The sequence below is a fragment of the Cupriavidus sp. 22TCCZM04-2 genome (genome assembly GCF_057798895.1).
Window position 1 is genome coordinate 62,435 of record NZ_JBYOJS010000005.1, and the last position, 25,101, is coordinate 87,535.

General features: G+C 66.5%; 25 protein-coding genes. 14 read left to right on the plus strand and 11 right to left on the minus strand.

The window, feature by feature from the left end; translation table 11 throughout:
- Positions 1–18: 18 nt before the first annotated feature.
- From AC3FKG_RS10330 to AC3FKG_RS10340, 3 genes are all read right to left on the minus strand, one after another.
- Positions 19–837, minus strand: coding sequence for a BON domain-containing protein (locus AC3FKG_RS10330; RefSeq protein ID WP_488742996.1), 819 nt, complete (start codon positions 835–837; stop codon positions 19–21).
- Positions 838–868: 31 nt separating this feature from the next.
- On the minus strand, positions 869–1,456 hold the full coding sequence (locus AC3FKG_RS10335; RefSeq protein WP_483709746.1) for a phosphoheptose isomerase: 588 nt from the start codon (positions 1,454–1,456) through the stop codon (positions 869–871).
- 85 nt (positions 1,457–1,541) lie between these two features.
- Positions 1,542–1,925 carry a YraN family protein gene (locus tag AC3FKG_RS10340; RefSeq protein WP_483709748.1) on the minus strand — a complete coding sequence of 128 codons (384 nt, stop codon included), beginning with the start codon at positions 1,923–1,925 and terminating at the stop codon, positions 1,542–1,544.
- 11 nt (positions 1,926–1,936) lie between these two features.
- Here AC3FKG_RS10340 and rsmI point away from each other — a divergent pair, with 11 nt between their 5' ends.
- Positions 1,937–2,833: a 16S rRNA (cytidine(1402)-2'-O)-methyltransferase gene (gene rsmI, locus AC3FKG_RS10345; RefSeq protein ID WP_488742997.1), complete on the plus strand. Its 897-nt coding sequence runs from the start codon at positions 1,937–1,939 to the stop codon at positions 2,831–2,833.
- A 90-nt stretch (positions 2,834–2,923) separates the two neighbouring features.
- On the opposite strand, the gene AC3FKG_RS10350 is transcribed toward rsmI, so the two are convergent.
- Positions 2,924–3,670 carry a septal ring lytic transglycosylase RlpA family protein gene (locus AC3FKG_RS10350; RefSeq protein WP_488742998.1) on the minus strand — a complete coding sequence of 249 codons (747 nt, stop codon included), beginning with the start codon at positions 3,668–3,670 and terminating at the stop codon, positions 2,924–2,926.
- Positions 3,671–3,930: 260 nt separating this feature from the next.
- On the opposite strand from AC3FKG_RS10350, the gene AC3FKG_RS10355 reads away from it, so the two are divergent.
- The 3 genes from AC3FKG_RS10355 (at position 3,931) to AC3FKG_RS10365 (ending at position 5,667) form a co-directional block, all read left to right on the plus strand.
- Positions 3,931–4,581, plus strand: a complete 651-nt coding sequence (locus AC3FKG_RS10355; protein WP_483709751.1) for an MBL fold metallo-hydrolase — start codon at positions 3,931–3,933, stop codon at positions 4,579–4,581.
- A 24-nt stretch (positions 4,582–4,605) separates the two neighbouring features.
- Positions 4,606–5,253, plus strand: coding sequence for an exonuclease (locus AC3FKG_RS10360; RefSeq protein WP_488742999.1), 648 nt, complete (start codon positions 4,606–4,608; stop codon positions 5,251–5,253).
- Positions 5,254–5,439: 186 nt separating this feature from the next.
- Positions 5,440–5,667, plus strand: coding sequence for a hypothetical protein (locus AC3FKG_RS10365; RefSeq protein WP_483709753.1), 228 nt, complete (start codon positions 5,440–5,442; stop codon positions 5,665–5,667).
- A gap of 95 nt (positions 5,668–5,762) precedes the next feature.
- Here the strand turns inward: AC3FKG_RS10365 and arsC are convergent, their stop codons facing one another.
- Positions 5,763–6,122 (minus strand): arsenate reductase (glutaredoxin), encoded by a 360-nt coding sequence (arsC, locus tag AC3FKG_RS10370; protein WP_488743000.1) that lies wholly within the window; start codon positions 6,120–6,122, stop codon positions 5,763–5,765.
- A 142-nt stretch (positions 6,123–6,264) separates the two neighbouring features.
- Between arsC and AC3FKG_RS10375 the strand changes: the two genes are divergently transcribed.
- A complete protein-coding gene (locus AC3FKG_RS10375; RefSeq protein WP_488743100.1) occupies positions 6,265–6,888 on the plus strand; it encodes a GNAT family N-acetyltransferase in 624 nt (207 codons plus the stop codon).
- Between the two features lie 173 nt (positions 6,889–7,061).
- On the opposite strand, the gene AC3FKG_RS10380 is transcribed toward AC3FKG_RS10375, so the two are convergent.
- Positions 7,062–8,330: a M20/M25/M40 family metallo-hydrolase gene (locus AC3FKG_RS10380; RefSeq protein ID WP_488743001.1), complete on the minus strand. Its 1,269-nt coding sequence runs from the start codon at positions 8,328–8,330 to the stop codon at positions 7,062–7,064.
- 49 nt (positions 8,331–8,379) lie between these two features.
- Positions 8,380–9,633 (minus strand): allantoate amidohydrolase, encoded by a 1,254-nt coding sequence (locus AC3FKG_RS10385; RefSeq protein ID WP_488743002.1) that lies wholly within the window; start codon positions 9,631–9,633, stop codon positions 8,380–8,382.
- Positions 9,634–10,031: 398 nt separating this feature from the next.
- Between AC3FKG_RS10385 and AC3FKG_RS10390 the strand changes: the two genes are divergently transcribed.
- The 6 genes from AC3FKG_RS10390 to AC3FKG_RS10415 all read left to right on the plus strand — a co-directional run bounded on the left by AC3FKG_RS10390 (position 10,032) and on the right by AC3FKG_RS10415 (position 16,933).
- Entirely contained in the window at positions 10,032–11,423 is a 1,392-nt protein-coding gene (locus tag AC3FKG_RS10390; RefSeq protein WP_483709759.1) for a C4-dicarboxylate transporter DctA, read from the plus strand.
- Positions 11,424–11,470: 47 nt separating this feature from the next.
- Positions 11,471–12,163, plus strand: coding sequence for a GntR family transcriptional regulator (locus AC3FKG_RS10395; protein WP_483711566.1), 693 nt, complete (start codon positions 11,471–11,473; stop codon positions 12,161–12,163).
- A gap of 506 nt (positions 12,164–12,669) precedes the next feature.
- On the plus strand, positions 12,670–13,470 hold the full coding sequence (locus tag AC3FKG_RS10400; RefSeq protein WP_488743003.1) for an SDR family oxidoreductase: 801 nt from the start codon (positions 12,670–12,672) through the stop codon (positions 13,468–13,470).
- A 32-nt stretch (positions 13,471–13,502) separates the two neighbouring features.
- Positions 13,503–14,288 (plus strand): enoyl-CoA hydratase-related protein, encoded by a 786-nt coding sequence (locus AC3FKG_RS10405; RefSeq protein ID WP_488743004.1) that lies wholly within the window; start codon positions 13,503–13,505, stop codon positions 14,286–14,288.
- A 79-nt stretch (positions 14,289–14,367) separates the two neighbouring features.
- Positions 14,368–16,029 carry a long-chain-fatty-acid--CoA ligase gene (locus AC3FKG_RS10410; protein WP_488743005.1) on the plus strand — a complete coding sequence of 554 codons (1,662 nt, stop codon included), beginning with the start codon at positions 14,368–14,370 and terminating at the stop codon, positions 16,027–16,029.
- Between the two features lie 70 nt (positions 16,030–16,099).
- The gene (locus AC3FKG_RS10415) at positions 16,100–16,933 is read left to right on the plus strand and encodes a crotonase/enoyl-CoA hydratase family protein (RefSeq protein WP_488743006.1); all 834 of its coding nucleotides are present in this window, start codon (positions 16,100–16,102) and stop codon (positions 16,931–16,933) included.
- Here the strand turns inward: AC3FKG_RS10415 and AC3FKG_RS10420 are convergent.
- From AC3FKG_RS10420 to AC3FKG_RS10430, 3 genes are all read right to left on the minus strand, one after another.
- Positions 16,930–17,289 (minus strand): DUF2784 domain-containing protein, encoded by a 360-nt coding sequence (locus AC3FKG_RS10420; RefSeq protein ID WP_488743007.1) that lies wholly within the window; start codon positions 17,287–17,289, stop codon positions 16,930–16,932. The genes AC3FKG_RS10415 and AC3FKG_RS10420 overlap by 4 nt on opposite strands.
- Before the next feature lie 20 nt (positions 17,290–17,309).
- Positions 17,310–18,224, minus strand: a complete 915-nt coding sequence (locus AC3FKG_RS10425) for a LysR family transcriptional regulator (RefSeq protein WP_483709766.1) — start codon at positions 18,222–18,224, stop codon at positions 17,310–17,312.
- 64 nt (positions 18,225–18,288) lie between these two features.
- A complete protein-coding gene (locus AC3FKG_RS10430; RefSeq protein ID WP_488743008.1) occupies positions 18,289–19,239 on the minus strand; it encodes a LysR family transcriptional regulator in 951 nt (316 codons plus the stop codon).
- A gap of 342 nt (positions 19,240–19,581) precedes the next feature.
- On the opposite strand from AC3FKG_RS10430, the gene AC3FKG_RS10435 reads away from it, so the two are divergent.
- Together AC3FKG_RS10435 and AC3FKG_RS10440 are read left to right on the plus strand one after the other, a co-directional pair.
- On the plus strand, positions 19,582–20,877 hold the full coding sequence (locus AC3FKG_RS10435) for an MFS transporter (protein ID WP_483709769.1): 1,296 nt from the start codon (positions 19,582–19,584) through the stop codon (positions 20,875–20,877).
- A gap of 29 nt (positions 20,878–20,906) precedes the next feature.
- A complete protein-coding gene (locus tag AC3FKG_RS10440; protein WP_483709771.1) occupies positions 20,907–22,118 on the plus strand; it encodes a M20 aminoacylase family protein in 1,212 nt (403 codons plus the stop codon).
- Between the two features lie 69 nt (positions 22,119–22,187).
- Here AC3FKG_RS10440 and AC3FKG_RS10445 read toward each other — a convergent pair whose 3' ends face one another.
- A complete protein-coding gene (locus AC3FKG_RS10445) occupies positions 22,188–22,991 on the minus strand; it encodes a hypothetical protein (RefSeq protein WP_488743009.1) in 804 nt (267 codons plus the stop codon).
- A gap of 230 nt (positions 22,992–23,221) precedes the next feature.
- On the opposite strand from AC3FKG_RS10445, the gene gcl reads away from it, so the two are divergent.
- On the plus strand, positions 23,222–25,006 hold the full coding sequence (gene gcl / locus AC3FKG_RS10450; RefSeq protein WP_488743010.1) for a glyoxylate carboligase: 1,785 nt from the start codon (positions 23,222–23,224) through the stop codon (positions 25,004–25,006).
- Positions 25,007–25,101 lie beyond the last annotated feature (95 nt).

Consider the following 25,101-nt stretch of genomic DNA (forward strand, 5'->3'; position numbering starts at 1 on the left):
GGCGAGGCAAGGTCCTGCTCAGGGCAGGCTGCGGCCCGGCGGCAGCGCCACCGGGGAAGCCACGGGCGACGTCACCGGCGTTGCAACAGCGCCATTGGCGGCAGAGGAGTCGGCCGGCGCATTGACGGGGCCACCCACGCCCGGCACCGATTGCACGGGCGCCGGCGTACCGACGGTGCCATCCAGCTGCGGGTTCTGCGAGGTGGAGGCCTGGTCCAGGCGCGCGCGCTCGGCTTCGTTCACGTAGTCGAACGCCTTGACGACCTTGGTGACACCGCTGGTGTTACGGGCCACTTCGGTGGCGCGGTCGCCTTCGGGCGTAGTGACGATGCCAAGCAGGTAGACCACACCCTTGTCGGTGGTGACCTTGATGGAGTTGGATGGCACGCCTTCGGCGGCCATCAGCTGGGTCTTGACCTTGCTGGTCAGGTAGGTGTCCTCGCTCGTCGTCATGAACGACGGCGACGACGCGATCTCGAGCTCGTTGATCACCACGCGCGCATTGGGCAGACCGCGCACGTACTGGTCGACCTGCTGCTTCACGTTGTCGTTGGCGGCCTCGCCCGTCAGCAGCACCTTGCGGTTGAATACAGTGACGCTTACGCGCGCCTGGCCGTTGTAGCGCGAGCTGAGCGTGCTGTCGGCCTCCATCTGCAGGCCGCGGTCAACGGTCTGCGTGGCAGTCGGGCGGCGGTCGGTGGCAACCGCCACGCCACTGGCCACGGCGCCGGCCATGACCGGGAGGCAGCCGGCGAGCTGCGTGGTGCCGACGGCGAGCACGGCTGCGGTGAGCGCGATGCGGGTCAGCCGGGAGGCTTGGAAAGGCAGTTTCTTCATGCTGTCCTTGCTGGTGCTTGGGGTAAGTGGGTCAGGCTTCGCCGAGCAATGCCTCGTCGATACCATCGCACAGGCAATGCAGGGTGAGCAGGTGGACTTCCTGGACGCGCGCCGTTCGCTCGCTCGGCACGCACAGGTGGATGTCGAATTCGTCGAGCATGGCGCCGATCTGGCCGCCGCCCTTGCCCGTCAGCGCGATCACGCTCATGTCGCGCTGGCGCGCGGCTTCGATCGCGGCGATCACATTGGCGGAATTGCCCGACGTGGACAGCGCCAGCAGGATGTCGCCGGGCTGGCCCAGCGCCTCGACCTGCTTGGAGAACACCATGCTGAAGTCATAGTCGTTGCCGATGGCGGTCAGGATCGAGCTGTCGGTGGTCAGCGCGATCGCCGCCAGGCCGGGCCGCTCGCGTTCGAAGCGGCCCACCAGTTCGGCGGCGAAATGCTGGGCGTCGGCGGCCGAACCGCCATTGCCGCAGGCCAGGATCTTGTTGCCGCTGGTCAGCGCGCCGACCATGCGTTCGATGGCGGCGTCGATGTGCGGCGCCATCATGTCCGCGGCCTGGCGCTTGGTGTCGGCGCTGTCCAGGAATTGCTGCTGAATGCTTTCGATGCTCATCGCTCGATGGGGGCCTTGTTGTTGCTGTCGCGGCACGTGCCGCGCGATATCGCGCATTATGAACCAGCGCGGCCGCCAGCCGCGCTCAGAAAAGGTCGCCCGCGGCATCCAGGTCGAAGGCGTGCGGCAGCCATTCGAGCCGCCCTGGCGCCAGGGCCACTACGTCGAACCGGCATGGCGGCTGCTGCGCCAGCGTACCCAGGTAGTGCAGCGCCGCCAGCACCAGGCGCCGCTGCTTGGCCGGCGTCACGCTGGCCGCCGCGCCGCCAAACGCGGCCGCGCTGCGCTGGCGCACCTCGACAAACACCAGCGTGTCGTCCGGCGCGCGCATCACCAGGTCGATCTCCCCGCCTTTGCAGCGATAATTGCGCACCACGGGCTGCAAGCCGTGCCGCTGCAGGTGGGCCAGCGCGCGGTCTTCGGCCAGCGCACCACGCGCCTGCGTCGTGCTTTTGAATGATCGAATCAACGGAAGTTCTCATGAGTGACTGGATCTCGCTGGCGGCCGGCCAGTCGTACCCGGCCGGCACGCTGTATGTCGTGGCGACCCCGATCGGCAATGTGGCGGACCTGTCGCTGCGCGCGCTGCATGTGCTCGGCCTGGCCGATGCCATTGCCTGCGAAGACACCCGCAATACCGGGCAGCTGCTGTCGCGCGTGGGCCTGCAGCGCCCGCTGGTCGCGGTGCACGAACACAACGAGCGCGAGGCCGCCGGCCGCATTGTGCAGCGCCTGGTTGCCGGCGAGCGCATTGCCTATGTGTCGGACGCCGGCACGCCGGGCATTTCCGATCCCGGCGCGCGGCTGGTCGAGGCGGCGCGCGCCGCCGGCCTGCCCGTGGTGCCGCTGCCCGGCCCGAGTGCCGCCGTGGCGGCGCTGTCGGTCGCCGGCGAAATGCTCGAACCTGGCGCGGGCCGTTTCACCTTTGTCGGCTTCCTGCCGAGCAAGGCCAAGGCGCGCGCCGAGGCAATCGCCACGCTCGCTGCGCTTGACCACGCCTGGGTCCTGTACGAAGCGCCGCACCGCATTGCCGAAACGCTGGCCGCGCTGGCCGCCGGCCTGCCGGGCACGCGCCGGCTGCTGATCGGGCGCGAGCTGACCAAGCTGTTCGAGGAAACCCCGGTGATAACCGTCGGCGAGGCGCCCGCATGGCTGGCCGCCGAGGCCACACGCGCCAAAGGCGAATTCGTTCTGGTGGTTGAAGGCGCGGCGGGAACCGCGGACGATGGCGCGCCCGACGCCGAAGCGCAGCGCGTCCTGTCGTTGCTGCTGGCCGAGCTGCCCGCGAAGCGCGCGGCCAAGCTGGCCGCCGCGATCACCGGCGCGGATACCGATGCGCTCTACAAGCTGGCGCTGGCGCAGCGCGGCGGGGACTGAGGAAAAGCGGGGAAAGCCGGGAAGACGGGAAAGGCAGAGACAGGCGGAAGGGAGGACCGGCGCGCGCGGCGGCATGCTCGGCCGCGCTGTTCAGTGGCGCTTGCGCCTGGCCGTCGATCGGCCCTTCGCGGACGCCTTGTGCGATTTGGCGGGCGCGAGCGAGTTCGCCAGTTCGGGCACCGCGACATCGTCATCGCCGGCGCCGTCGCCGGCTTCATTGCCGCCGGCGTCGAACTGCGGGCCCAGCGCGGCCACTTCGGTGCGCGACAGGCGGCGGATCTCCACCTGCGTGGCGCCGTGGTCGACAAAGCCCAGGCGGCGCGCGGCGCCGTAGGAAACGTCCAGCACGCGGTTGCCGTGGTACGGGCCGCGGTCGTTGATGCGCAGCACGGCCACCTTGTTGTTGCGCAGGTTGCGCACCAGCACCCAGCTATCGAGCGGCAGCGACGGATGGGCCGCGGTCATCGCGCGCATGTCGAAGCGTTCGCCATTGGCGGTCTTGCGGCCATGGAAGCCCTTGCCATACCAGGATGCCATGCCGCGCTGCTCGAACGAGCCCATGTCGGCGCGCAGGCCGTCCAGCGACCGGCCGCTCAGGCTGCTGTCTTCCTGCTCGACACCGAACAGGTTCCAGCTGCCGGTGTCCGGCTTGTCGGCCTGGGCCGTTTTCGGGGTGCGCGCAGCCTTGGTCGGCACAGCGCCGGAAGTGCCGGCGCTCGAAGAATCGCTGCCTTCGGGCGGCGTTGCACAGGCGGCCAGCACTACGGCGCATGCCGTGCATGTGCCCAGTTTTGCCAGCCGCTGCCAGCCGGAGGAGATCGGCAGAATCCAATTCATCGCGGGAGTCTAACATCGTACCGCTGCAGCTATACCATTGATTTTGTTACGAATTATGTGCGATCTCGCACGAACGGCCCCTCAATTCCCCGGAATCCACCGCCTGGCAAGGGATTGCGGGCGATGGCGAGTGTGCGATCGGGGTAACTCAATAGTCACATTCGTGGCGATGAACGAGCCTCGAGGTCGGCCGGCGCTACAATGCCGGCACAACCCGCCGCATGCGACCGAGCCCCGTCGCGGCCTACGAAAAGACACTCATGAAAGTCCTGCTGATCCCCGTCACGCCCTTCCAGCAAAACTGTTCGCTGCTGATCGACGAGCACACCGGCAAGGCGGCCGTGTGTGATCCCGGCGGCGACCTGGATCGTATCCTGGAGGCGGTGAAGGAACAGGGCGTGACGCTGGAAAAGATCTTCCTGACGCATGGCCATGTGGACCACTGCGCCGGTGCCGCGGCGCTGTCGCGCCAGCTCGGCATCCCGATTGAAGGCCCCCAGGAGGATGAACGCTTCTGGATCGAACAGTTGCCGGAACAGACCCGCCGCTTCGGCTTTGGCCAGGCCGAGGTGTTCGAGCCCGATCGCTGGCTGCAGGACGGCGATAGCGTCCAGTTCGGCGGCGAAACGCTGGAGGTCTACCACTGCCCCGGCCACACGCCGGGCCACGTGGTGTTCTTTTCGCGCGGGAACCGGCTCGCGGTGGTCGGCGACGTGCTGTTCGCCGGCTCGATCGGCCGCACCGATTTTCCGCGCGGCAACCATGCCGACCTGGTCCGCTCGATCCGCACGCGGCTGTGGCCGCTGGGCGAGGACGTGACCTTCATCCCCGGCCACGGCCCGGTATCGACGTTCGGCGAAGAGCGCCGCAACAACCCGTACGTCGCCGATCACCTCATCGACGCGGCCTGAACGGCAGGCCAGTCCGCAAGCGCCATGGCCAAACGACAAGCCCCCGATACCCGCCCGGAAATCTACGTCAGCACCGACATCGAGGCCGACGGGCCGATTCCCGGCCCCCACTCGATGCTGTCGTTCGCCTCGGCCGCCATGCTGGCCGACAAGACCGTGGTGGGCACGTTCTCGGCGAACCTTGAAACCCTGCCGGGCGCGGTGGGCCATCCGGTCCAGATGCAATGGTGGGAGACCCAGCCCGAAGCCTGGACCGCCTGCCGGCGCGACCTGCAGCCGCCCGAGCTGGCCCTGGTGCGCTACGTCGAATGGGTCGAGAGCCTGCCTGGCAAGCCGGTCTTCGTGGCCTTCCCGGCCGGCTTCGATTTCACGTGGATGTTCTGGTACATGATGCGCTTCGCGGGCCGTTCGCCGTTCGGCTGGGCCGCGCTCGACGTCAAGACGCTGGGCTTCGCGCTGACTGGCCTGCCGTACCGCAAGACCATCAAGCCGGCCTTCCCGGACGCCTGGAAGGACCCGCTGCCCCATACCCACGTGGCGCTGGACGACGCGCTCGAGCAAGGCGCCTTGTTCTGCAACATGCTCGCTGAAGTCCGTGCGCGAGAAGCCCGATTGGCCTCTGACGAGGCTTTTGACGCAAGCGAACCCTCACCTCCACCCCTCGCTCCGTAGGTCAGGGGCCGCACTGCATGTGCGCGGACTGGCATCTGCGCCCAGCCCGCCTATAGTAAAGATGCAGGTGGCGACACCGGGTGAAACCAGACGACTTGCGATGCGCGGGCCCAGCGCAATCAACGCCATCTGCCAGCCTGATCCTGTCACCCGGCCTGCGCGGCTCCCGTCGAGGAGGAGTTGATCATGCGTATTCCAACCGACCTGCACTTCAGGGAACTGGCCGGCCGGATCCATTGGCCGCATCCGGCGCGCCATGAAACGCAGATCCAGCACCGCCACAGCCTGGACGAGGACGCCGAAGTCGCCAGGGCCACCCTGTACGTGAGCACGGTCGTGCTGGTCGTGCTGCTCGTTGTGATGGCGGCTATCTCTTTCGGTCAGGAAGCCGCGCACTGGCTGGGTGTTTATTAGACGACTCGCCTGAAGCGATTCCGCTTGACTGACCGGGCCGGCCTTCACGTTCGTGAAGGCCGGTTTTATTTGAGGGCTACCAACTTCTCAAACCCTCAGGCCAGCAACGGCACCACATTCTCCGGCGGCCTGCCGATCACGGCGCGGCGATTCCGTACCACCACGGGCCGCTGCAGCAGGACAGGATTGTCAGCCACCGCGGCCAGCAACTCCGCCTCGGTCAGGCCCGGGTCCGCCAGGTCCAGTTCCGCATAAGGCGCCTCGTTGTCACGCATCATCTCGCGCGCGGACACGCCCAGCATGGTCTGGAGTTGGCGCAGCGTCGTCAGGGAGGGCGGAACCTTCAGGTACTCCACGATCTCCAGCGGTTCGCCCAGGCGTTCGGCGGCGGCTTCGACCATGACCAGCGTTTCGCGCGATTTTGAGCAGCGGGGGTTGTGATAGATCGTGATCATGGCAGCTGTCCTTCTTGTCGAATAATGACGCACTATATACGTGCACCAGCGTAGTGCAAGTTCGCGTGTGTGCTCCGGCATGCAATGTGCTGGTCCCATGCACATCTACCCTTCCTTGGAGCGCGGTGTGCGCCCTTCCATCATGACGAATCCGCCCATGCCGGCCACCAAGGGGCCGCTAAGCAAGCCCTTCACCCTGCGTGACGCCAGTCCGGCCGACGTCCCGGCTATCCAGGCCATCTACGCCCATCATGTGCTCCATGGCCGGGCTTCGTTCGAGGAAACGCCGCCGAACGCCGATGACATGCAGCTGCGCATGGCCGAAGTCCTGCGCAAGGGCATGCCCTACCTGGTCGCGGAGCGCGATGGCGAGGTGCTCGGCTACGCCTACGCGTCTTCGTACCGTGCGCGCAGCGCCTACCGCTTTGCCATCGAGGATTCGATCTACATCGACCATCGATGTGTGGGTGAAGGCCTGGGACGGACGCTGCTGGAAGCGCTGATCGCGCGCTGCGAGACCGGTCCCTGGCGGCAGATGGTGGCCGTCGTCGCCTGCACGGCCAGCGGCGAAGGCGCCGGATCGCTCGCCGTGCACGAACGGCTCGGGTTCCGAACAGTCGGCCGGCTTGAAGCGGTCGGCTTCAAGCATGGGCAGTGGATCGATACGGTGTTGATGCAGCGCGAGCTTGGGATCGGGCGCGGTAGTTTGCCAGAAATCAGCCCGTTAGCACGGTCGGACACCAGTTTGGTGCATGGCGATCCCTAACAGGCGCGTACCCATTGCTGCAATGGCGTCGATTCCATCGACGTAATGAATGATTAATGTAATAAATTGGATAACATTATTCATACGGCGAAGATATCGGTTTGCCTCACGCGACACAAATGAAAACAGCCCGCATCGCTGCGGGCTGTCGTCACGGGTGATGCGGCTTTGACTTACTTCATCAGGTCCGACAGCGCCAGCGCCACCACCTTGGTCGCGCGGTTCAGGTCATTCAGGCGCAGGTTCTCGTCCGAGTTGTGGCCGCGCGCTTCCATCAGCGTGCGCGGGCCGGCACCGTACAGCACCGTCGGGATGCCGCGCTTGGTGTAGTGGCGCGCGTCGGTGTAGAGCGGCACGCCCTGCACCGGGATGTCCACGCCGAACACGGACTCGGCACGGCCCTTCAGCGCGCCGATCAGCTTTTCCACGCCGGGCAGTTCCGACAGCGGCTCGGCCAGGATGATGCGCTCGACCTTCACCTCGATGCCCGGGCGATCCTTGGCGGCTTTTTCCACCACGGCGCGCAGCTCGCCCTCGGCGTCGAAGCCGATTTCCTCCGGGATCATGCGGCGGTCGACGCGGAAGGTCACCAGGTCCGGCACCACGTTGGTGTTGATGCCGCCCTTGATCAGCCCGACGTTCAGCGTGGCGGTGTCGATGCCCGGCACCTTCGACTTGCGCGTGGCCAGCTCGGCGCGCAGGCCGTAGATGGCCTGCAGGATATGCGTGGCGGCTTCGATCGCGTCAACGCCGGTGTGCGGCATGGCGGCGTGGCCCTGCTTGCCCTTGACCGTCACTTCGACGTGCAGGCAGCCGTTGTGCGACGACGTGATGCCGTACGAGAAGCCCGCCGAGATCGCGTAGTCGGCCTTGCTCAGGTTGTTGTCGAGCAGGAACTTGGGACCGATGTCGCCGCCGGTTTCCTCGTCATAGGTGAATTGCAGCTCGACCGCGCCGTTGATCTTCGCGCCCTGCTTCTCGGCTTCCATCAGCGCCAGCACGGCGTAGGTGTAGGTGGCGAAGTCCGACTTGGACACAGCCACGCCGCGGCCGTACATGACCGGGCCGTGCTCGCTGTCCGCAATCTCGCCGCCGTACGGGTCCTTGGTCCAGCCCAGGCCCGGAGGCACCACGTCGCCGTGGGCGTTCATGGCGATGACCGGGCCGCCCGTGCCGAACTGCTTGCGCACGATCAGGTTGGTGGCGCTGATCATGCCGGCCGCCTTGACTTGCTCGTCAGGCACCTTGTGCGCTTCGACGGTGAAGCCCAGGCCTTCGAGCAGTTCCTTGGCGCGCTTGCCATGGGCGTCGCAGTCGCCCGGCGGGTTGTCGGAGGGCACCTTGACCAGCTCGGCCAGGAAGGCTTGCTGCTGCGGGCGGTGCTGGTCGATGAACGTCGTCAGCGTGGTTTCGGTCGGGTTCATATTGTCTCGTGCGGTCATGTCTTGTTCTCAGGGGTTGTGCTGTAGCTTAAGCGTTCCGGGGCGCAGCTTATTGCTGCCGTTGGAATTGCTCGACGAAATCGCTGAACACGCGCGCGGACAGTTCGGCGTCCTCGGCGGTCATGATTTCGGTGGGGTGGTGGCTGATGCCGCCGTTGCCGCAGCGCACGAACAGCATCGCGACGTCGGCAATCGCGGCAATGGCCATGGCGTCATGGCCGGCGCCGGAGGGAAGGTGGCGCACCGGCACGCCCTGGCGGGCGATGGCGGCGGCCCATTGTTCCTGCAGCCACGGGGCGCATGGAACACTCCTGGCTTCGTGCGTCTTGCGCACCTGCGCCCGCACGTTGCGGCGTGCGCACACGCGTTCGATCTCGGCCAGCACGTCATTGACGGCGGCCTCGCGCTCGGCGTCCTCGCCGCAGCGGATGTCGATGGAGAACACCGCGCGGCCCGGCACCACGTTCGTCGCGCCATTGGGCACGTTGAACTGGCCGACCGTGCCGACCAGCCCCGGCTTGCCGCCGCAGCGCTTCTCGATGTACAGGCCGATCTCGGCACCGGCCATGGCCGCATCGCGGCGCATGTCCATCGGCACCGTGCCGGCGTGGCCGGCCAGGCCTTCCAGTTCGACGAGGAAACGGCTCGCGCCGGAGATGGCGGTCACCACGCCGACCGGCAGGCCTTCATTCAGCAGGACCGGTCCTTGTTCAATGTGGACTTCGATGAAGGCCAGCACCTGTTTCGGATCGTGCGCGGCGGCGGGCAGGCCAGCCGGGTCGAAGCCGGCCGCGGCCATGACTTCGCGCATCGTCTTGCCGCTGTCATCGACGTTGTCGAGCACGTTGGCGTCAAAAGTGCCGGCAATCGCACGGCTGCCCAGCAGCGTGGCCTTGAAGCGCACGCCCTCTTCCTCCGCGAACCCGACCACCTCGATGGCGAACGGGAAGCGCTTGCCCTGGCGATTCCATTCGGCCACGCAGGCGACCGGCAGGATCACGCCGAGGTTGCCGTCATAGCGGCCGCCGTCGCGCACGGAGTCGAAGTGCGAACCGGTCAGCAGCGCGGGCGCGCCGGGCTCGGTGCCTTCATAGCGGCCGATCACGTTGCCGGCGGCATCGCGGCGCACGGTCATGCCGGCGGCCTGCATCCACTCGGTCAGCTGCGCGGCGGCGCCGTGGTGGGCCTCGGTCAGGTAGGTGCGGGTGAGCATGCCGGGCTGCTCGGTATGGACGGCCAGGGCGTCGTGCCAGGCCATGATGCGCGTGCCGATGTCTGCGGACGGCGACAGGTTTGCTGCCATGCGTTGTCTCCTGCTGGAAGGGCTTTGGAGCGGCGGCACGCGGTCTGGCGAGGGCGCCAGACGGAGTACGAAACCCCGGGCCGAAGCTCTATTCTGTGCGATTCATGGTAGCACAGTGAATTCAAAAATTGCATACAAAAATGATATGCACTATATTCGCTTCAACGTTCAGACAATCCGTTGCGGACAATCCGGTCCGAACAATGGATTGCGTGGATTCCGCCCCGACAAGGGGGGCATTCCGCGGGGTGATGCTTCCGAGACTCGACGGTGCGTCCTGAACGGCAGGCCGGCAGCCCGGGCAATAAATCAGTACCCGGCAGCCAGGCAATCCTGGAATCAGATAACGGGCGGGCCAGCGAACGGCGCAGGCGACGACCCGGTACGGAGACACAACCATGCAGCACGCAGTCCAGTCGCGCCCCGCCCCTGGTGGCCGCCTCCACACCCGCTTTACCCGCTCGTTGTTCGGCCAGGTGCTGATCGCCCTGGTGATCGGCACGGTGCTCGGCATGCTATTCCCCGAATTCGCCGCCAAGCTAAAGCCGCTGGGCGACGCCTTCATCAAGCTGGTCAAGATGCTGATCGGCCCCATCGTGTTCTGCGTGGTCGTGGCCGGCATCTGCGGCGCGGGCGAACTAAAGAAGGTCGGCCGCGTGGGCATCAAGGCGGTGCTCTACTTCGAGATCGTCACCACCATTGCGCTAGGGCTCGGCATCCTGCTGGCCTATGTGTTCCATCCGGGCACCGGCATGAACGTAGATCCACGTTCGCTCGACGCTTCCGCCATTGCCGGCTACATCGAGAACGCCACCAAGGTGAAGAGCGAGGGCACGGCCGACTTCCTGCTCAAGCTGATCCCGAACACGATCATGGGCGCCTTCTCCAGCGGCGACGTGCTGCAGGTGCTGCTGGTCTCGGTGCTGTTCGGCTGCGCGCTGTCGCTGGTCGGTGAAAAGGCCAGGCCGCTGGTCAGCCTGATCGATACCTTCTCGCACACGCTGTTCAAGATGATGGGCTTCATCATCAAGCTCGCGCCGCTGGGCGTGCTGGGCGCGGTGGCATTCACGGTGGGCAAGTACGGCATCGGCTCGCTCAAGCAGCTGGGCTTCCTGGTGGTGCTGTTCTACGGCGCGGTGACCCTCTTCGTGCTCGTGGTGCTGGGCACAATCATGCGGCTGTGCGGCTTCTCCGTGATCAAGCTGATCCGCTACCTGCGCGCGGAGCTGCTGGTGGTGCTGGGCACCGCTTCGTCCGACAGCGTGCTGCCGCAGGTGATGAAGAAGCTCGAATTCATGGGCATCAAGAAGTCCGTGGTCGGCCTGGTGATCCCGACTGGCTATTCGTTCAACCTCGACGCGTTCTCGATCTACCTGACATTGGCTGCCGTGTTTATCGCGCAGGCCACCAATACGCCGCTGGCCATGGGCGATCTGCTCGGCATCCTGGCGGTGGCGCTGATTACCTCGAAGGGCGCGCATGGCATCCCGGGCTCCGCGATCGTGATCCTGGCGGCAACACTGTCCGCGCATCCGGCCATCCCGGCGATTGGCCTTGTGCTGGTGCTTTCCGTTGACTGGTTTATCGGCATTGCCCGTGCCCTGGGCAACCTGATCGGCAACTGCGTGGCCACCGTGGTGGTGGCCGCCTGGGAAAAGGATATCGACCGCGGCCGCGCGCATGACGTGCTCAACGGCATGGTGCCGGCCACTGAACTGGACGAGGGCCTGCCGATGGCCGATGCGGCCGAAGTGGTGGCGCCTGTGCCGTCGCCCGCGGCGGGACGCTAGAATCTCGGCATTTCCTCCAACGCGCAGGCCCTGCGCCCATGCAAGCCATGCCCGAGCATATCGATCCCGACATGACCGCCGAAGCGATCGCCGAAGACATCGTCGCGGCGATCGTCTCGCACCGGCTGCCCCCGGGCACCAAGCTGCGGGAGGAAGCCCTGGCCAGCGTCTACCGCGTGAGCCGCACCAAGGTGCGCGCGGCGCTGCTGATGCTGTCCAAGGACAAGGTCATCCAGATCGTGCCGGACAAGGGCGCCTTCGTCGCCAAGCCGAGCGCCGAAGAGGCGCGCGAGGTCTTTGCGGTTCGCCGCATCCTGGAAGCCGCGCTCGCGCGCGAGTTCGTCGCCAAGGCGCGGCCGGCGGACTACAAGCGCATCGACAAGCACCTGGCGTCCGAGCGCAAGTCGATTGAAGGCATCGACGCCCAGACCCGCACCCGCCTGCTTGGCGATTTCCACATCGTGCTGGCCGAAGTGGTCGGCAACAGCGTGCTGACCGAGATGATGCGCGAGCTGTCCGCGCGCAGCGCGGTCATCACCATGCTGTACCAGTCGCGGCGCGACGCGGCCTGCTCGTCCGACGAGCACCGCGAATTCATCGAAGCGGCCCGCGCGGGCGACGTGGAGCGCGCCGTGGCATTGATGGTCGACCACCTGAGCCATGTCGAAGCCGCCCTGCACTTCGAGGAAAGCGCGCCCGCGGCGCGCGGCAAGGACCTGGTTGCGGCGCTGCTCGCCTGAGTGGTTGACCCCAATCAAAGCGCTTCCGGGTGCGGCGATGCAATATTGACCCCGCTCGTGAAGACGCGGGGGCGCACTTCACGGGCACTGCGCCTACCTGATACATCTCTGATTCATCCGGCAGGCCCGCCCGCACACCGCAACGGTGTGCGGGCTTTTTCTTTTTGGAAGCCTGTCTTTGCTGGTTGCCGCGCCGCCGCGTGGCGCCACATAATTTCCGGTGCTGCGGCGCGGTATTGCGCAGGGCGTGCATGAATCGAATCCGTCTTCGGGTTAGCATGTCGCAGGCCGAGCCAGCCAAAACTACAGACAGGAGACACCCATGCACGTTTGCGCCTACGCCGATCCCTGCAGCAATGCCTGGCCGACCCAGCGCGCATCGCGCTGAAACTGGCCACTTTTCCCCTGCATCCCCTGCTTCCCCTGCTCCCTTTACGTGAACCGCTGGCATGCCGTCCGCACGCCGGCGCCTTGCTTCGCTCACTCATTCAACAGAGGGAATCCCCATGTCCAGTGCATTTCGTCCTGACGCGCTCGCCGGCAAGACCGTGTTCGTGGCCGGCGGCTCGTCCGGCATCAACCTTGGCATCGCACAGAACTTTGCCCGCGCTGGCGCAAAGCTCGCGCTGATCAGCCGCGACCCGGAGCGCGTTGCCGCTGCAGCAGCCACCATTACCGAGGCCGGCGGCACCGCCATCGGCATGGCCGCCGACGTGCGCGACTACGCCGCCGTGGAAGCGGCGCTGAAACAGGCACGCGACACGCTCGGCCCCATCGACATCGTCATCTCGGGCGCGGCCGGCAACTTCCTTGCGCCGGTGGTCGGCATGTCGGCCAACGGCTTCAAGACCGTGGTGGATATCGACCTGATCGGCACGTTCAATGTGTTCCGCGCGTCGTTCGACTACCTGAACAAGCCGGGTGCCTCGCTGATCGCCATCACCGCGCCGCAGGGTGTGAACGCGATGATGTTCCAGGCCCACGCGTGCGCGGCCAAGGCCGGCATCAACATGCTGGTGAAATGCCTGGCGATGGAATGGGGCCCGGCCGGCGTGCGCGTGAACGGCATCTCTCCCGGTCCAATCGCGGATACCGAAGGCATGGCGCGCCTGGCGCCCACGCCGGAGATGGAAGCGCGCTACAAGGGCCGCCTGCCGCTGCGGGACTACGGCAGCAAGCAGGACATTGCCGATGCCGCGCTGTACCTGAGCTGCGACAACGCGCGCTACGTCACCGGAACCATCCTCGACTGCGATGGCGGCAGCAAGCTCGGCGACGCCTCGGCCGATGCCCTGAAGACCAACTGAACCACCAAGATCACCCGAAGGAAAATACCGCGATGACTTCCCCCGTCCTCTACCACGCCAGCGAAGGCGTGGCCACCATCACCCTGAACCGCCCTGAAGTCCTGAACGCGCTCAACGCCGAACTGTTGCAGGAACTGCGCGCTGCCGTCGATCGCGCCGCCGACGACGCGTCGGTGCGCGCCGTCGTGCTGACCGGCGCCGGCCGCGGCTTTTCGTCGGGCGCTGACCTGGCCGCGCGCCAGAATGCCGGCGGCGAGATGGCCGATTCCGGCGCGCTGCTGCGCGAGCGTTATCACCCGCTCATCCTCAAGCTGCGCGAAATGCCCAAGCCCGTGATCAGCGCCGTGAACGGCGTTGCCGCCGGTGCTGGCATGAGCATCGCACTGGCAGCGGATGTGGTGCTGGCCGGAAAATCGGCCTCGTTCCTGCAGGCGTTCTCGAAGATCGGCCTGGTGCCCGATGCCGGCAGCACCTACTTCGTGCCGCGCTACGCGGGCGAAATGCGCGCCCGTGCGCTGGCCATCCTGGCCGAGAAGATCGACGCCGAGGAAGCCCAGCGCATTGGCCTGGTGTGGAAGGTCCACGCCGACGACGCGCTGCAGGCCGAAGCCAGCAAGATGGCCCACCACCTCGCCAACATGCCGACCCTCGCCTACGGCCTGATCAAGGCGTCGCTCAACGCCAGCCTGGGGAATGACCTGGCGGCGCAGCTCGAGCTGGAGGCGTCGCAGCAGTCGGTGGCCTGCCGCAGCGAGGACTTCCGCGAAGGCGTGGCCGCGTTCACGGCCAAGCGCCCGCCGCAGTTCAAGGGCCGCTGATCCACCTGTTGTCGCCGTATGCAGTACCCCCGGGATGACTATCCCGGGGCATCACGAGAACAACACAAGGAGACGCATCATGCTGGGCCTCATGCAAGACCGTCCGTTGTTGATTTCATCGCTGATCGAGTACGCGGCGGCGTACCACCCGCAACAGGAGATCATCTCGCGCACCGTGGAAGGCGGCACGGTGCGCAGCAACTACGACCAGGTGCATCGCCGCGCCAAGCGGCTGGCCAACGCGCTGGCCAAGCTGGGCCTGAGCGAAGGGGACCGCATCGGCACGCTGGCGTGGAACACGCACCGGCACCTGGAGATGTATTTCGGCGTGTCAGGCTCCGGCGCCGTGCTCCATACGGTCAACCCGCGGCTCTTCCCCGAGCAGATCGGATACATCGTCAACCACGCCGAAGACAGCGTGCTGTGCTTCGACAGCTGCTTCGCGCCGCTGGTCGCGAAGCTCGCACCGCAGCTCAAGACCGTCAGGCACTACGTGGCCATGACCGATCCCGAACACATGGCGGTGCTGGCCGACGCGGGCATTCCCAACCTGCTCTGCTACGAAGACCTGCTCGCCGGCAGCAGCGAGGATTACGAGTGGCCCCAGTTCGACGAGCGCACCGCATCGTCGCTGTGCTACACGTCCGGCACCACGGGCAATCCCAAGGGCGTGCTGTATTCGCACCGCTCCACCGTGCTGCACAGCCTCAAGGCGAGCGGCTCCGACACCTTCGGCGTCAGCCCGGCCAGCAGCATCCTGATGATCGTGCCGCTGTTCCATGCCAATGCCTGGGGCCTGCCCTACGCGTGCGCGATGAATGGCGCGAAGATGGTGCTGCCGGCCCAGCATCTCGACGGCGAAAGCGTGTACCGCTTGCTGCGCGACGAGCGCGTGGACTATTCCACCGCGGTGCCTACGGTGTGGCTGATGCTGTTCCAGTACCTGGACGCCCACCCTGAGATCGATCCGCGCGAGCTGGCATTGCGCGTGGCTGGCGTGGGTGGATCGGCCGCGCCCCCGGCGATGATCGAGCGCTTCGAGAAGCAGTTCGGCGCGTCGCTGGTGCAGGGCTGGGGCATGACCGAGACCAGCCCGATCGGTGTGATCAACACCTTGTTGCCGCAGCATGCCGGCCTCAGCGAGGCCGAGCAGCTCAAGATCAAGCTCAAGCAAGGCCGCGCGCTGTGGGGCGTCGAACTGCGCATCGAGGACGACGAAGGCCGCGCGCTGCCGCACGACGGCAAGGCTTTCGGCCGGCTCAAGGTGCGCGGGCCGTGGATCGCGTCGGGCTATTTCAAGGCCGAGCACGACGCACTCGACAACGATGGCTGGTTCGATACCGGCGATGTGGCCAACATCGACTCCGAAGGCTATGTGCAGCTCGTCGACCGCGCCAAGGACGTGATCAAGTCCGGCGGCGAGTGGATTTCTTCGATCGATCTGGAAAACGCGACGATGAGCCACCCGGCCGTGGGCGAGGCCGCGGTGATTGGCGTGCCGCATCCGAAGTGGCAGGAACGACCGCTGCTGATCGTCGTGAAGCGGCCTGATCACGAAGTCACTGCTGCAGAACTGCTTGCCTTCCTGGCTGGCAAGGTGGTGCGCTGGTGGGTGCCTGACGACGTGGTGTTCGTCGATTCGCTGCCGCATACGGCCACCGGCAAGCTGCTCAAGCTGAAGCTGCGCGAGCAATACCGCAATTACGTGCTGCCGACCACGCGCGACGAGCGCACGGCGTAAGTCCCGCTGCCCGTGCTATCGCAGCGCGGGCAACGACCCCAACACTGAACCAAGACCGAAGGAGCCGCGCATGAGCGCCAGCAGCACCGACCGCATCATTGTGACCATCGAGGACGGCGTCGCCGATGTGCGCCTGAACCGCGCCGACAAGATGAACGCGCTCGATCCCGCCATGTTCGACGCGCTCATCGCCACTGGCGAACAGCTGCGCGAGACCCCGGACCTGCGCGCGGTGGTGCTGTCAGGCGAAGGCCGCGGGTTCTGCGCGGGCCTGGACATGGAAAGCATGGCCGGCATGCTCGGCAATGGCGCGGGCGGTGATCCCGGCATGCGCCCGGGGCGTCTTGCCGCGCGTGCGCATGGCATCTCCAATCGACCGCAGTACGCGTGCATGGTGTGGCGCGAGTTGCCAGTGCCGGTGTTTGCCGCCGTGCATGGCGTGGCGTTCGGCGGGGGCTTGCAGGTCGCGCTGGGCGCGGATGTGCGCTTCGTCACGGCCGACGCCAAGCTCTCGATCATGGAGATCAAGTGGGGCCTGGTGCCCGACATGGCCGGCATGGTGCTGACGCGCGGGCTGGTGCGCGCGGACGTGCTGCGCGAGCTGGTCTACACGGGCCGCGTGCTCACCGGCGTGGAAGCGTGCGAGTTAGGCCTGGCCACGCGCGTCGTGGTAGATCCGCGCAGCGCCGCGCTGGAAGCGGCGCGCCAGGTTGCGCAGAAGAATCCGCACGCGATTCGGGCCGCGAAGCGGCTGATGGACGTGGTCGAGGGTGGCGACAACGCGGCCATTTTGATGGCCGAGTCGCTGGAGCAGGACAAGCTGGTCGGCTCGCCGAACCAGCGTGAAGCGGTGCGGGCGAACCTGGAGAAACGCGCGCCGCGATTTGAGGCGGCGCAGAGCTAGGGTCGCCGGCGGCGCCACCATCCCGCGTAGATGATCAGATTGAGCGCCAGCACAAACACGCCCAGCCATAGCTGTATGGCTGGGGTCAGTCCCGCCGGATAAATCACCGGCAGCAAATACCGCTCGACAAACCCGCCGCCATATCCCGCCTCCCCCGCCGCGCGGCGCAACGCATTCTCCAGCGGCGTCAGCGGACAAATCCGCCCTGACCACTCCGCGAAGACGCCCCACGCTGCCGCCGGCAGATGCACCCACGCCACGCGAGGCCAGCGAAACAGCAGCAGCGCGCCACCCACCACGAACGCAATGAACAGGAGGTGGATCACGACCACCAGGTCCGCCAGCCACGCCGCCATCGCTTGCTCCCGTCGATCGGTCAGCCGCTGCGCCCGGTCCAGTAACCCGGCAGCGCGAACTGCGCCTTCAGGTGCTCGATGAAGAAGCGGATCTTGGCCGGTACCGGACGCTGCTGCGGGTACACGGCAAGGATGTCGTAGTCCGGCAAGGCGTACTCGTCGAGCACCGTGACCAGCTCGCCGCTCTCCAGTTGCGGCAGGATCTCCCATGTGGAACGCCAGCCCAGGCCCAGGTGCTCGCCGGTCCAGCGGTGCAGCAGCTCGCCGTCGTTGCAGTCGAGGTTGCCGTTGACGCGCACCGTCACGGTCTTGCCGTTCTGCTGGAAGTACCAGCCGCGCTGCTGGCCGCCCTGCAGGTTGAAGGCCAGGCAGTTGTGGTGCTGCAGGTCGTCGAGCGTGAGCGGGACGCCATGTTTCGCGAAATAGCCGGGCGTACCGCATACCACGCGCTTGTTCGTGGCGAGCTTGATCGCGACGAAGTTCGGGTCGATGGCGCCGCCGATGCGGATGCCTACGTCGTACCCTTCGCGGACCAGGTCCACCACGCGGTCGGTCAGGTTGAAGGAAATCTGCACTTCCGGGTTCGACGCCAGGAAGGCCGGCGCATGCGGCGCCACGTGCTTGCGGCCGAACGCGGCCGGGGCCGACACGATCAGGTGGCCGGTGGCCTTGTGCTTGCCTTCGGCGATCAGCATCTCGGCGCGGTCCAGGTCGGCCAGCGCCTTCTTGCACTGCTCCATGAACACGGCGCCCTGTTCGGTCACCACGATGCGCCGCGTCGAGCGGTGCAGCAGCTTGACGCCGATGCGCGCTTCCAGCGCGTTGATGCGGCGTCCGATCATCACCGGCGTGACGTCCTGGGTCAGCGCGGCGGCTGCCATGCTCCCGTGTTCGACCACGGCGATGAAGGCTTCTATCTGTTTCAGTTTGTCCATAGGGTATTGCGTCTCCTGCCCGCCATTGTGCGGCATCGGCGCGGCACTGGCACCTCGCCGGCACTTATGAAGCGGATCGGGACTTGCGCATGGTGGCATGCGGCGCCTCCATCTGGCGGGCACAATGGCGCACCTCACGCACGAATTCCGCGCAGACGTGGGTCATCAGGTCCACCGAGCGGTAGACCAGGAACACGCGGAAATCAGGCAGCTCGTCCTGGATCGGCAGCGGCGTGAGCGCATCGCGTACCAGTTGCAGCGGGCCGCCCGTGCCGAAGAAGACAAAGTCCGACCACATGCTGACCAGGTCGGTCTTGGTCGCCAGTTGCAGGCCGAGCAGGTTGGATGCGCTCTGCACCACGCGCTGCGGCATTTCCAGCCGGTGCAGGCGCATCAGGCTGGCCAGGGGGCTGCCGGCGTCGTCCACGGGATCCAGCACGAGCCAGTCCGCATCGAGCAACGGCCGCAGGCGCCGCGCGCGCCGCAGCGGGTGGCCGGTGCGCACGGCCAGCTTCATGCCGACCGAAAACAGCGGCTCCCATTGGAATGACGCCGATCCCGGTCCGCTGTTGGTGGAGATCAACCCCAGATCCAGGCGGCCTTCGCGCAAGCCTTCCTGGATCTGCTGCGGACGCAGTTCGAAGCCGCGCAGCGCCACGTTCGGAAAGCGCTGGCGGAATGCCGCCATCGCATCCGGCAGCGGCCCGCTCGACGCCACCGCCGTGAAGCCGATATTGAGTTCGGCCTCGGCGTGGCCGCGGATCGACTCGATGTCCTCCAGCGCGTGCCGCAGCTCCTGTTCCACCACGCTGGCACGCTTGACCAGCGCCACGCCATAGGTCGTCAGGCTCACGCCGCGCACCGAGCGCGACATCAGCGTGACGCCCAGTTCGCGTTCCAGCTCCGCGATCGCCTTGGACAGCGCCGGCTGCGAGATATGCAGCGCGCGCGCCGCCTCGTGGATGCTGCCGTGCTCGGCCACGGCCAGCAGGATGCGCAGTTGTTGCAGCTTCATCGGTCCCCTGTTTCGTGATGCCGTGCGCCCGCATGCAGTGCAGCACGCCCCGTTTGCGGGCTTGCGCGATCCATGCGCGGCGCACGCCGCTTTCCCGCCATCCCGCGCCGGCGCTGGGTTTCGCCCCGGGATCAGTAGTTGTCCTGATACCCGCCAGCAACCGGTTATGACGGTGATTCGATTTGGTTATCAAGATGAAAATATATGATTTTTTGTCCCACCGCGTTTGCCTGAATACTTCATCGCAGCCTTAGCCACCCACGGCCAGCGCGGACCCCAACCAACCGGCACGAACAAGACCGGCCCTGCGCGCGCCTCCCCCCACCAGTTCGTGGAGACCGCATGAACGACACCACCCTCGCCGCGAATACCGGCACGCTTGCCACGCCGGCACGCACGCAGAGCCAATTCCGGCTGATTGCCGCCTGCTCGCTGGGCAATGCGCTGGAGATGTTCGATTTCACCGTCTACAGTTTTTTCTCGCTGCTGATCGGCAAGCTGTTCTTCCCGTCCGACAATCCGTACGGTTCCCTGCTGCTGGCCGTGGCCACCTTCGGCATCGGCTTCGTGATGCGTCCGCTTGGCGGCGTCGTGATCGGCAGCTACGCCGACCGTCGCGGCCGCAAGAACGCCATGACGCTAACCATCGCCCTGATGGTTGCGGGCACGCTGTGCATTGCCCTGGCACCGCCGTATGCGTCGGCAGGTGTGTTCGGTTCGCTGATGATCCTGGCCGGCCGCCTGTTGCAGGGCTTTTCGCTCGGCGGCGAAATTGGTGCCTCGACCGCCATGCTGATGGAATCCGGCGGCGTGCGCGGCCGCGGCTGGCGCGTGAGCTGGCAGCTCGGCAGCCAGGGCATCTCGGCGCTGCTGGGCGCGCTGACCGGTGCCGCTCTTTACACGCTGCTGCCGACCGAATCGCTGGAAAGCTGGGGCTGGCGCCTGCCGTTCCTGGTGGGCCTGCTGATCGCCCCTGTGGGCCTTTACATCCGCGCCAACCTCGATGAAACGCACCAGGCCGACGCCCACGCGCCGAGCCCGCTCGGCGAGCTGTTCCGCCACCACTGGGCCACGGTGGTGAAGGGCATTCTCGCTACCACGGCCGGCACCGCGACCATGTACCTGGTGGTGTTCTTCATGCCGACGTACATGATCCGCGTGCTGAAGATGCCGCCGTCGCTGTCGTTCCTGTCTGGCTGCGTGACCGGTATCACATTGACGGTCGTATCGCTGATTGCGGGGCGCCTGGCCGACCGCCTGACGCATCGCAAGCCGCTGGTGGTGGCGTCGCTGGTGTTCAGCATGCTGGCGGTCTATCCCGCCTTCTGGCTGATCAATGCCTACCCGAGCGTGCCGCTGGTGCTGGGCCTGTCGGCGCTGCTGACCGCCGGCATCAACCTGGGCACCACGCCGATGTTCCTGATGATGCTGGAGATGCTGCCGGCCAGTGTGCGTGCCAGCGGGCTGTCGGTGATCTACAGCGTGGGCGTCACCGTATTCGGCGGCTCTTCGCAGTTCATCGTCACGTGGCTGCTTTCGCGCACCGGCAACCCGCTGTCGCCGGCCTGGTACATGCTGGTCTGCAGCGTCATCACCCTGATCGCCGTGCTGAGCATCCGCGAGCGCCGCGCGCACTGAATCCCACCATTCTTCCGGAGACCCGATCCATGACCCGCGCACCTACGCTCAAGCCTTTCCAGTACCTGCCGCACCTGCTGCCGAACATCAATATCGACGCCGAGACCTTCGTCGGCATCCGCCGCCAGATCCATGCGCAACCCGAACTCGGCTTCGAAGTCGGCGTGACCAGCAAGCTGGTCGCCACGATGCTCGCCGCGTGGGGCTATGAAGTCCACACGGGCATCGGCAAGAGCGGAGTGGTGGGGCAGCTCAGGCGCGGCAGCGGCAAGCGCCGCCTTGGCATTCGCGCCGACATGGATGCGCTGCCGGTGGTCGAGGCCACCGGCCTGCCCTACGCCAGCCAGTTGCACGGCAAGATGCATGCATGCGGCCACGACGGCCACACGGCGATCCTGCTGGCCGCGGCCAAGGCGCTGGCCGACCACCCCGATTTCGACGGCACGCTGAACCTGATCTTCCAGCCCGACGAGGAAAACCTGTGCGGCGCGCGCGCGATGATCGAGGACGGGTTGTTCGAGCGCTTCCCGTGCGACGCCGTATTCGCGCTGCACAACATGCCCGGCGTGCCGGCCGGCACCTTCCGCGTGCTGCCGGGTCCGGTCAGTCTGTCGTCCGATGTGGCGGACGTCACCATCAAGGGCGTCGGCGGCCACGGGGCGATGCCACACCGTGCGCGCGACCCGATCGCAGCGTCGGCGGCGATCGTCACCGCATTGCAAACCGTGGTCGCGCGCAATGTCGCGCCCGACGACACCGCCGTCGTGTCGGTCGGCTTTATCCGCGGCGGCGCTACGCACAACGTCATCCCCGAGTCCGTGACGATCGGGCTGAACGTGCGCGCGGCGCGTCCTGAAACGCGCGCGCTGGTGGAGCAGCGCATCCGCGAGATCGTGTCGCTCACTGCGCAGGCGCATGGCGTGGAAGCACAGATCGACTACCGCCAGCTCACGCCTCCGATGGTCAATACCGAAGCGGAAACGCAGCTGGCGCAGCGTGTTTGCGCGGAACTGGTTGGCGCGGACAACGTGGTCACGCAGGCGCCCAAGGGCCTGAACGGCAGCGAGGATTTTGCGTGGATGCTCAATGCGGTGCCGGGCTGCTATCTGATCCTTGGCAACGGCGAAGGCGAGTTCGGGGGATGCATGGTGCATAACCCGGGCTATGACTTCAATGATGCGGTGTTGCCGCTGGGAGCGGCGGCGTGGGTGAGGCTGGCGCAGACGTACCTGGTGGAATAAGACACGCAGGCGCCGGTTGGCTCCCCTCTCCCACGCCAGTGGGAGAGGGGAGCCAACATGCGTCAGCGCTCAAACGGGAGCGGCCTGTTCAGGAACGACCGCGGAACGGCTCCGCGCCCCCACCCGCGCATTGATCTCGGCCGCCTCACCCAGCACATGCGACAGCCGCCGCAGCGGCCGGCTGCATTGCACATGCACGTAGAGATAAAACGCCGCGCCAACCACCACCATCACGGCGTAAAGCCCCAGCAGCGATCCCTTCATCTCGGCCTGATGCGGCAACGGATGCAGCCCGCTCACCAGCACCAGCGCCGCGGGCGCCAGCGCAAGCAGCAGCCCCACGGTGCGCGCCATCCCTTCCCATAGCCGCAGCTGCAAGGCCACGCGCCGTTGCCGCGCCTGCAGCTGCAGCGGATGAATCCGCCCCAGCCGGCGCAGCAGCGCGTTCTCGATGGCGCTGTCCAGGTCCATCTGGCCGGCCTGCCAGCGCAGCGGATTGCGAACGATCGCCAGCACGCCCGGCAGGCGCATCAGGCCTGCCCCGGCATAGCACGCGGCACACAGCACCAGCAGGGCCTCGGCCAGCCGGACCGACCACGGTGCCAGCGGATGCTTCAGTACCAGCCGCCATACAGCCAGGCCGCCGGCCACCAGCAGCGTTGCCACCAGCGTGACCACGAAACCCAGCCACAGACCCCGCGCAATCCGCGGCGCCTGCGGCCCCGACCCGGCAGCGCTGACGGAGGCCGGCACGGGTGCGGGCGCGGGCGCGGGCGCCAGGGCCTCGAGCAGTTCGTAGGTGGACGGTAGCCGGGAGTACATGGCGCTGGGAAGGTGGTGGTTCGAGTCGGCGCGGCGGGACGAATGCGCCATTGTCGCCGCAGCCGCGTAGCGCGGATAGCACTTCGCGTATCCAGATCATCACACGGCATCTCGAATCCCGGCACGGGCGGACAGGGCGCCGACCGTCCGTCAGGCCTTCCAAGGCTACATTGCAAACTCCAGGTATCGAATCAACTGATCTCGCTTCCCTTTATCCCACACCGGCTGCGGGAATAGGATCAACTCCAACGGAAAACCCACCCCAACTGGAGACAAAGATCATGGCAAAGATGAGAGCAATCGACGCGGCCATCGCGGTGCTGGAGAAGGAAGGCGTGACCACGGCGTTCGGCGTGCCGGGCGCGGCGATCAACCCGTTCTACTCGGCGATGCGCAAGTCGGGCAACATCAACCACGTGCTGGCCCGCCACGTCGAAGGCGCCTCGCACATGGCCGAAGGCTACACCCGTGCCAAGCCGGGCAATATCGGCGTCTGCGTCGGCACCTCGGGTCCCGCCGGCACCGACATGATCACCGGCCTGTACTCGGCCTGGGCCGATTCGATCCCCATCCTCTGCATTACCGGCCAGGCCCCGCGCGCCCGCCTGTACAAGGAAGATTTCCAGGCCGTCGACATCGAGTCGATCGCCAAGCCCGTGACCAAGTGGGCCGTGACCGTGCGCGAGCCGGCACTGGTGCCGCAAGTGTTCCAGCAAGCGTTCCACATCATGCGCTCGGGCCGTCCGGGTCCGGTGCTGGTCGACCTGCCGTTCGACGTGCAGGTGGCCGAGATCGAATTCGACATCGAGACCTACCAGTCGCTGCAGCCGTACAAGCCGGCCGCCTCGCGCGCCCAGATCGAGAAGGCCATCGCCATGCTCAACGCGGCCGAGCGTCCGCTGCTGGTGTGCGGCGGCGGCGTGATCAACGCTGACGCGGCCGACCTGATGGTCCAGTTCGCCGAGCTGGTCAACGTGCCGGTGGTGCCGACGCTGATGGGCTGGGGCGTGCTGGCCGACGACCACCCGCTGCAAGCCGGCATGGTCGGCCTGCAGACCTCGCACCGCTACGGCAACGCCACGCTGCTGGCCTCGGACTTCGTGATGGGCATCGGCAACCGCTGGGCCAACCGCCACACCGGCAGCGTCGACGTCTACACCAAGGGCCGCAAGTTCGTGCACGTCGATATCGAACCGACCCAGATCGGCCGCGTGTTCGGCCCGGACCTGGGCATCGTGTCGGATGCCAAGGCCGCGCTTGAACTGTTCGTTGAAGTCGCCCGCGAAATGAAGATGGCCGGCCGCCTGCCGTGCCGCAAGTCGTGGGTGGCCGACGTGCAGAAGCGCCGCCGCACCATGCAGCGCAAGAGCGACTTCGACAACGTGCCGGTCAAGCCGCAGCGCGTGTACCGCGAGATGAACCAGTACTTCCCGCGCGACGTGCGCTATGTCAGCACGATCGGCCTGTCGCAGATCGCCGCGGCGCAGTTCCTGTCGGTCAACGAGCCGCGCCACTGGATCAACTGCGGCCAGGCCGGCCCGCTGGGCTGGACCATCCCGGCCGCGATCGGCGTGAAGACCGCTTCGCCGGATTCGGATGTGGTGGCGATCTCGGGCGACTACGACTTCCAGTTCATGATCGAAGAACTGGCCGTAGCCGCGCAGTTCAAGGTGCCGTACATCCACGTGGTGGTGAACAACTCCTACCTCGGCCTGATCCGCCAGGCGCAGCGCGGTTTCGAGATGGACTACTGCGTGCAGCTCGCGTTCGACAACGTCAACTCGCCCGAGCTGAACGGCTACGGCGTGGACCACGTCAAGGTTGTGGAAGGCCTGGGCTGCAAGGCGATCCGCGTGTTCAAGCCGGAAGACATCGCCCCGGCCTTTGCCGAAGCGCGCGACCTCATGGCCGAGTTCTCCGTGCCGGTGGTCGTTGAAGTGATCCTGGAACGCGTGACCAATATCGCGATGGGCACCGAGATCGACAACATCAACGAGTTCGAGCCGATCGAGGACCTCGAAGACATCGAAGAAGCGATCCTGAAGGAAGAAGTGGAAACGGCGTAAGCAAGCCTCCCCATGCGGCGCGGAAAAAAGCAACCCGCGCCGCTGTCAGCGCCCCCTTGATTTGCAGCACACGCAGTAACCGGCTCCGCACCGGC

Excerpts from the sequence above, each read along its gene's own strand:
- AC3FKG_RS10330 (WP_488742996.1), bottom strand. The coding sequence starts at position 837 with ATGAAGAAACTGCCTTTCCAAGCCTCCCGGCTGACCCGCATCGCGCTC.
- AC3FKG_RS10335 (WP_483709746.1), bottom strand. The coding sequence starts at position 1,456 with ATGAGCATCGAAAGCATTCAGCAGCAATTCCTGGACAGCGCCGACACC.
- rsmI (WP_488742997.1), top strand. The coding sequence starts at position 1,937 with ATGAGTGACTGGATCTCGCTGGCGGCCGGCCAGTCGTACCCGGCCGGC.
- AC3FKG_RS10350 (WP_488742998.1), bottom strand. The coding sequence starts at position 3,670 with ATGAATTGGATTCTGCCGATCTCCTCCGGCTGGCAGCGGCTGGCAAAA.
- AC3FKG_RS10355 (WP_483709751.1), top strand. The coding sequence starts at position 3,931 with ATGAAAGTCCTGCTGATCCCCGTCACGCCCTTCCAGCAAAACTGTTCG.
- AC3FKG_RS10360 (WP_488742999.1), top strand. The coding sequence starts at position 4,606 with ATGGCCAAACGACAAGCCCCCGATACCCGCCCGGAAATCTACGTCAGC.
- AC3FKG_RS10365 (WP_483709753.1), top strand. The coding sequence starts at position 5,440 with ATGCGTATTCCAACCGACCTGCACTTCAGGGAACTGGCCGGCCGGATC.
- arsC (WP_488743000.1), bottom strand. The coding sequence starts at position 6,122 with ATGATCACGATCTATCACAACCCCCGCTGCTCAAAATCGCGCGAAACG.
- AC3FKG_RS10375 (WP_488743100.1), top strand. The coding sequence starts at position 6,265 with ATGACGAATCCGCCCATGCCGGCCACCAAGGGGCCGCTAAGCAAGCCC.
- AC3FKG_RS10380 (WP_488743001.1), bottom strand. The coding sequence starts at position 8,330 with ATGACCGCACGAGACAATATGAACCCGACCGAAACCACGCTGACGACG.
- AC3FKG_RS10385 (WP_488743002.1), bottom strand. The coding sequence starts at position 9,633 with ATGGCAGCAAACCTGTCGCCGTCCGCAGACATCGGCACGCGCATCATG.
- AC3FKG_RS10390 (WP_483709759.1), top strand. The coding sequence starts at position 10,032 with ATGCAGCACGCAGTCCAGTCGCGCCCCGCCCCTGGTGGCCGCCTCCAC.
- AC3FKG_RS10395 (WP_483711566.1), top strand. The coding sequence starts at position 11,471 with ATGCCCGAGCATATCGATCCCGACATGACCGCCGAAGCGATCGCCGAA.
- AC3FKG_RS10400 (WP_488743003.1), top strand. The coding sequence starts at position 12,670 with ATGTCCAGTGCATTTCGTCCTGACGCGCTCGCCGGCAAGACCGTGTTC.
- AC3FKG_RS10405 (WP_488743004.1), top strand. The coding sequence starts at position 13,503 with ATGACTTCCCCCGTCCTCTACCACGCCAGCGAAGGCGTGGCCACCATC.
- AC3FKG_RS10410 (WP_488743005.1), top strand. The coding sequence starts at position 14,368 with ATGCTGGGCCTCATGCAAGACCGTCCGTTGTTGATTTCATCGCTGATC.
- AC3FKG_RS10415 (WP_488743006.1), top strand. The coding sequence starts at position 16,100 with ATGAGCGCCAGCAGCACCGACCGCATCATTGTGACCATCGAGGACGGC.
- AC3FKG_RS10420 (WP_488743007.1), bottom strand. The coding sequence starts at position 17,289 with ATGGCGGCGTGGCTGGCGGACCTGGTGGTCGTGATCCACCTCCTGTTC.
- AC3FKG_RS10425 (WP_483709766.1), bottom strand. The coding sequence starts at position 18,224 with ATGGACAAACTGAAACAGATAGAAGCCTTCATCGCCGTGGTCGAACAC.
- AC3FKG_RS10430 (WP_488743008.1), bottom strand. The coding sequence starts at position 19,239 with ATGAAGCTGCAACAACTGCGCATCCTGCTGGCCGTGGCCGAGCACGGC.
- AC3FKG_RS10435 (WP_483709769.1), top strand. The coding sequence starts at position 19,582 with ATGAACGACACCACCCTCGCCGCGAATACCGGCACGCTTGCCACGCCG.
- AC3FKG_RS10440 (WP_483709771.1), top strand. The coding sequence starts at position 20,907 with ATGACCCGCGCACCTACGCTCAAGCCTTTCCAGTACCTGCCGCACCTG.
- AC3FKG_RS10445 (WP_488743009.1), bottom strand. The coding sequence starts at position 22,991 with ATGGCGCATTCGTCCCGCCGCGCCGACTCGAACCACCACCTTCCCAGC.
- gcl (WP_488743010.1), top strand. The coding sequence starts at position 23,222 with ATGGCAAAGATGAGAGCAATCGACGCGGCCATCGCGGTGCTGGAGAAG.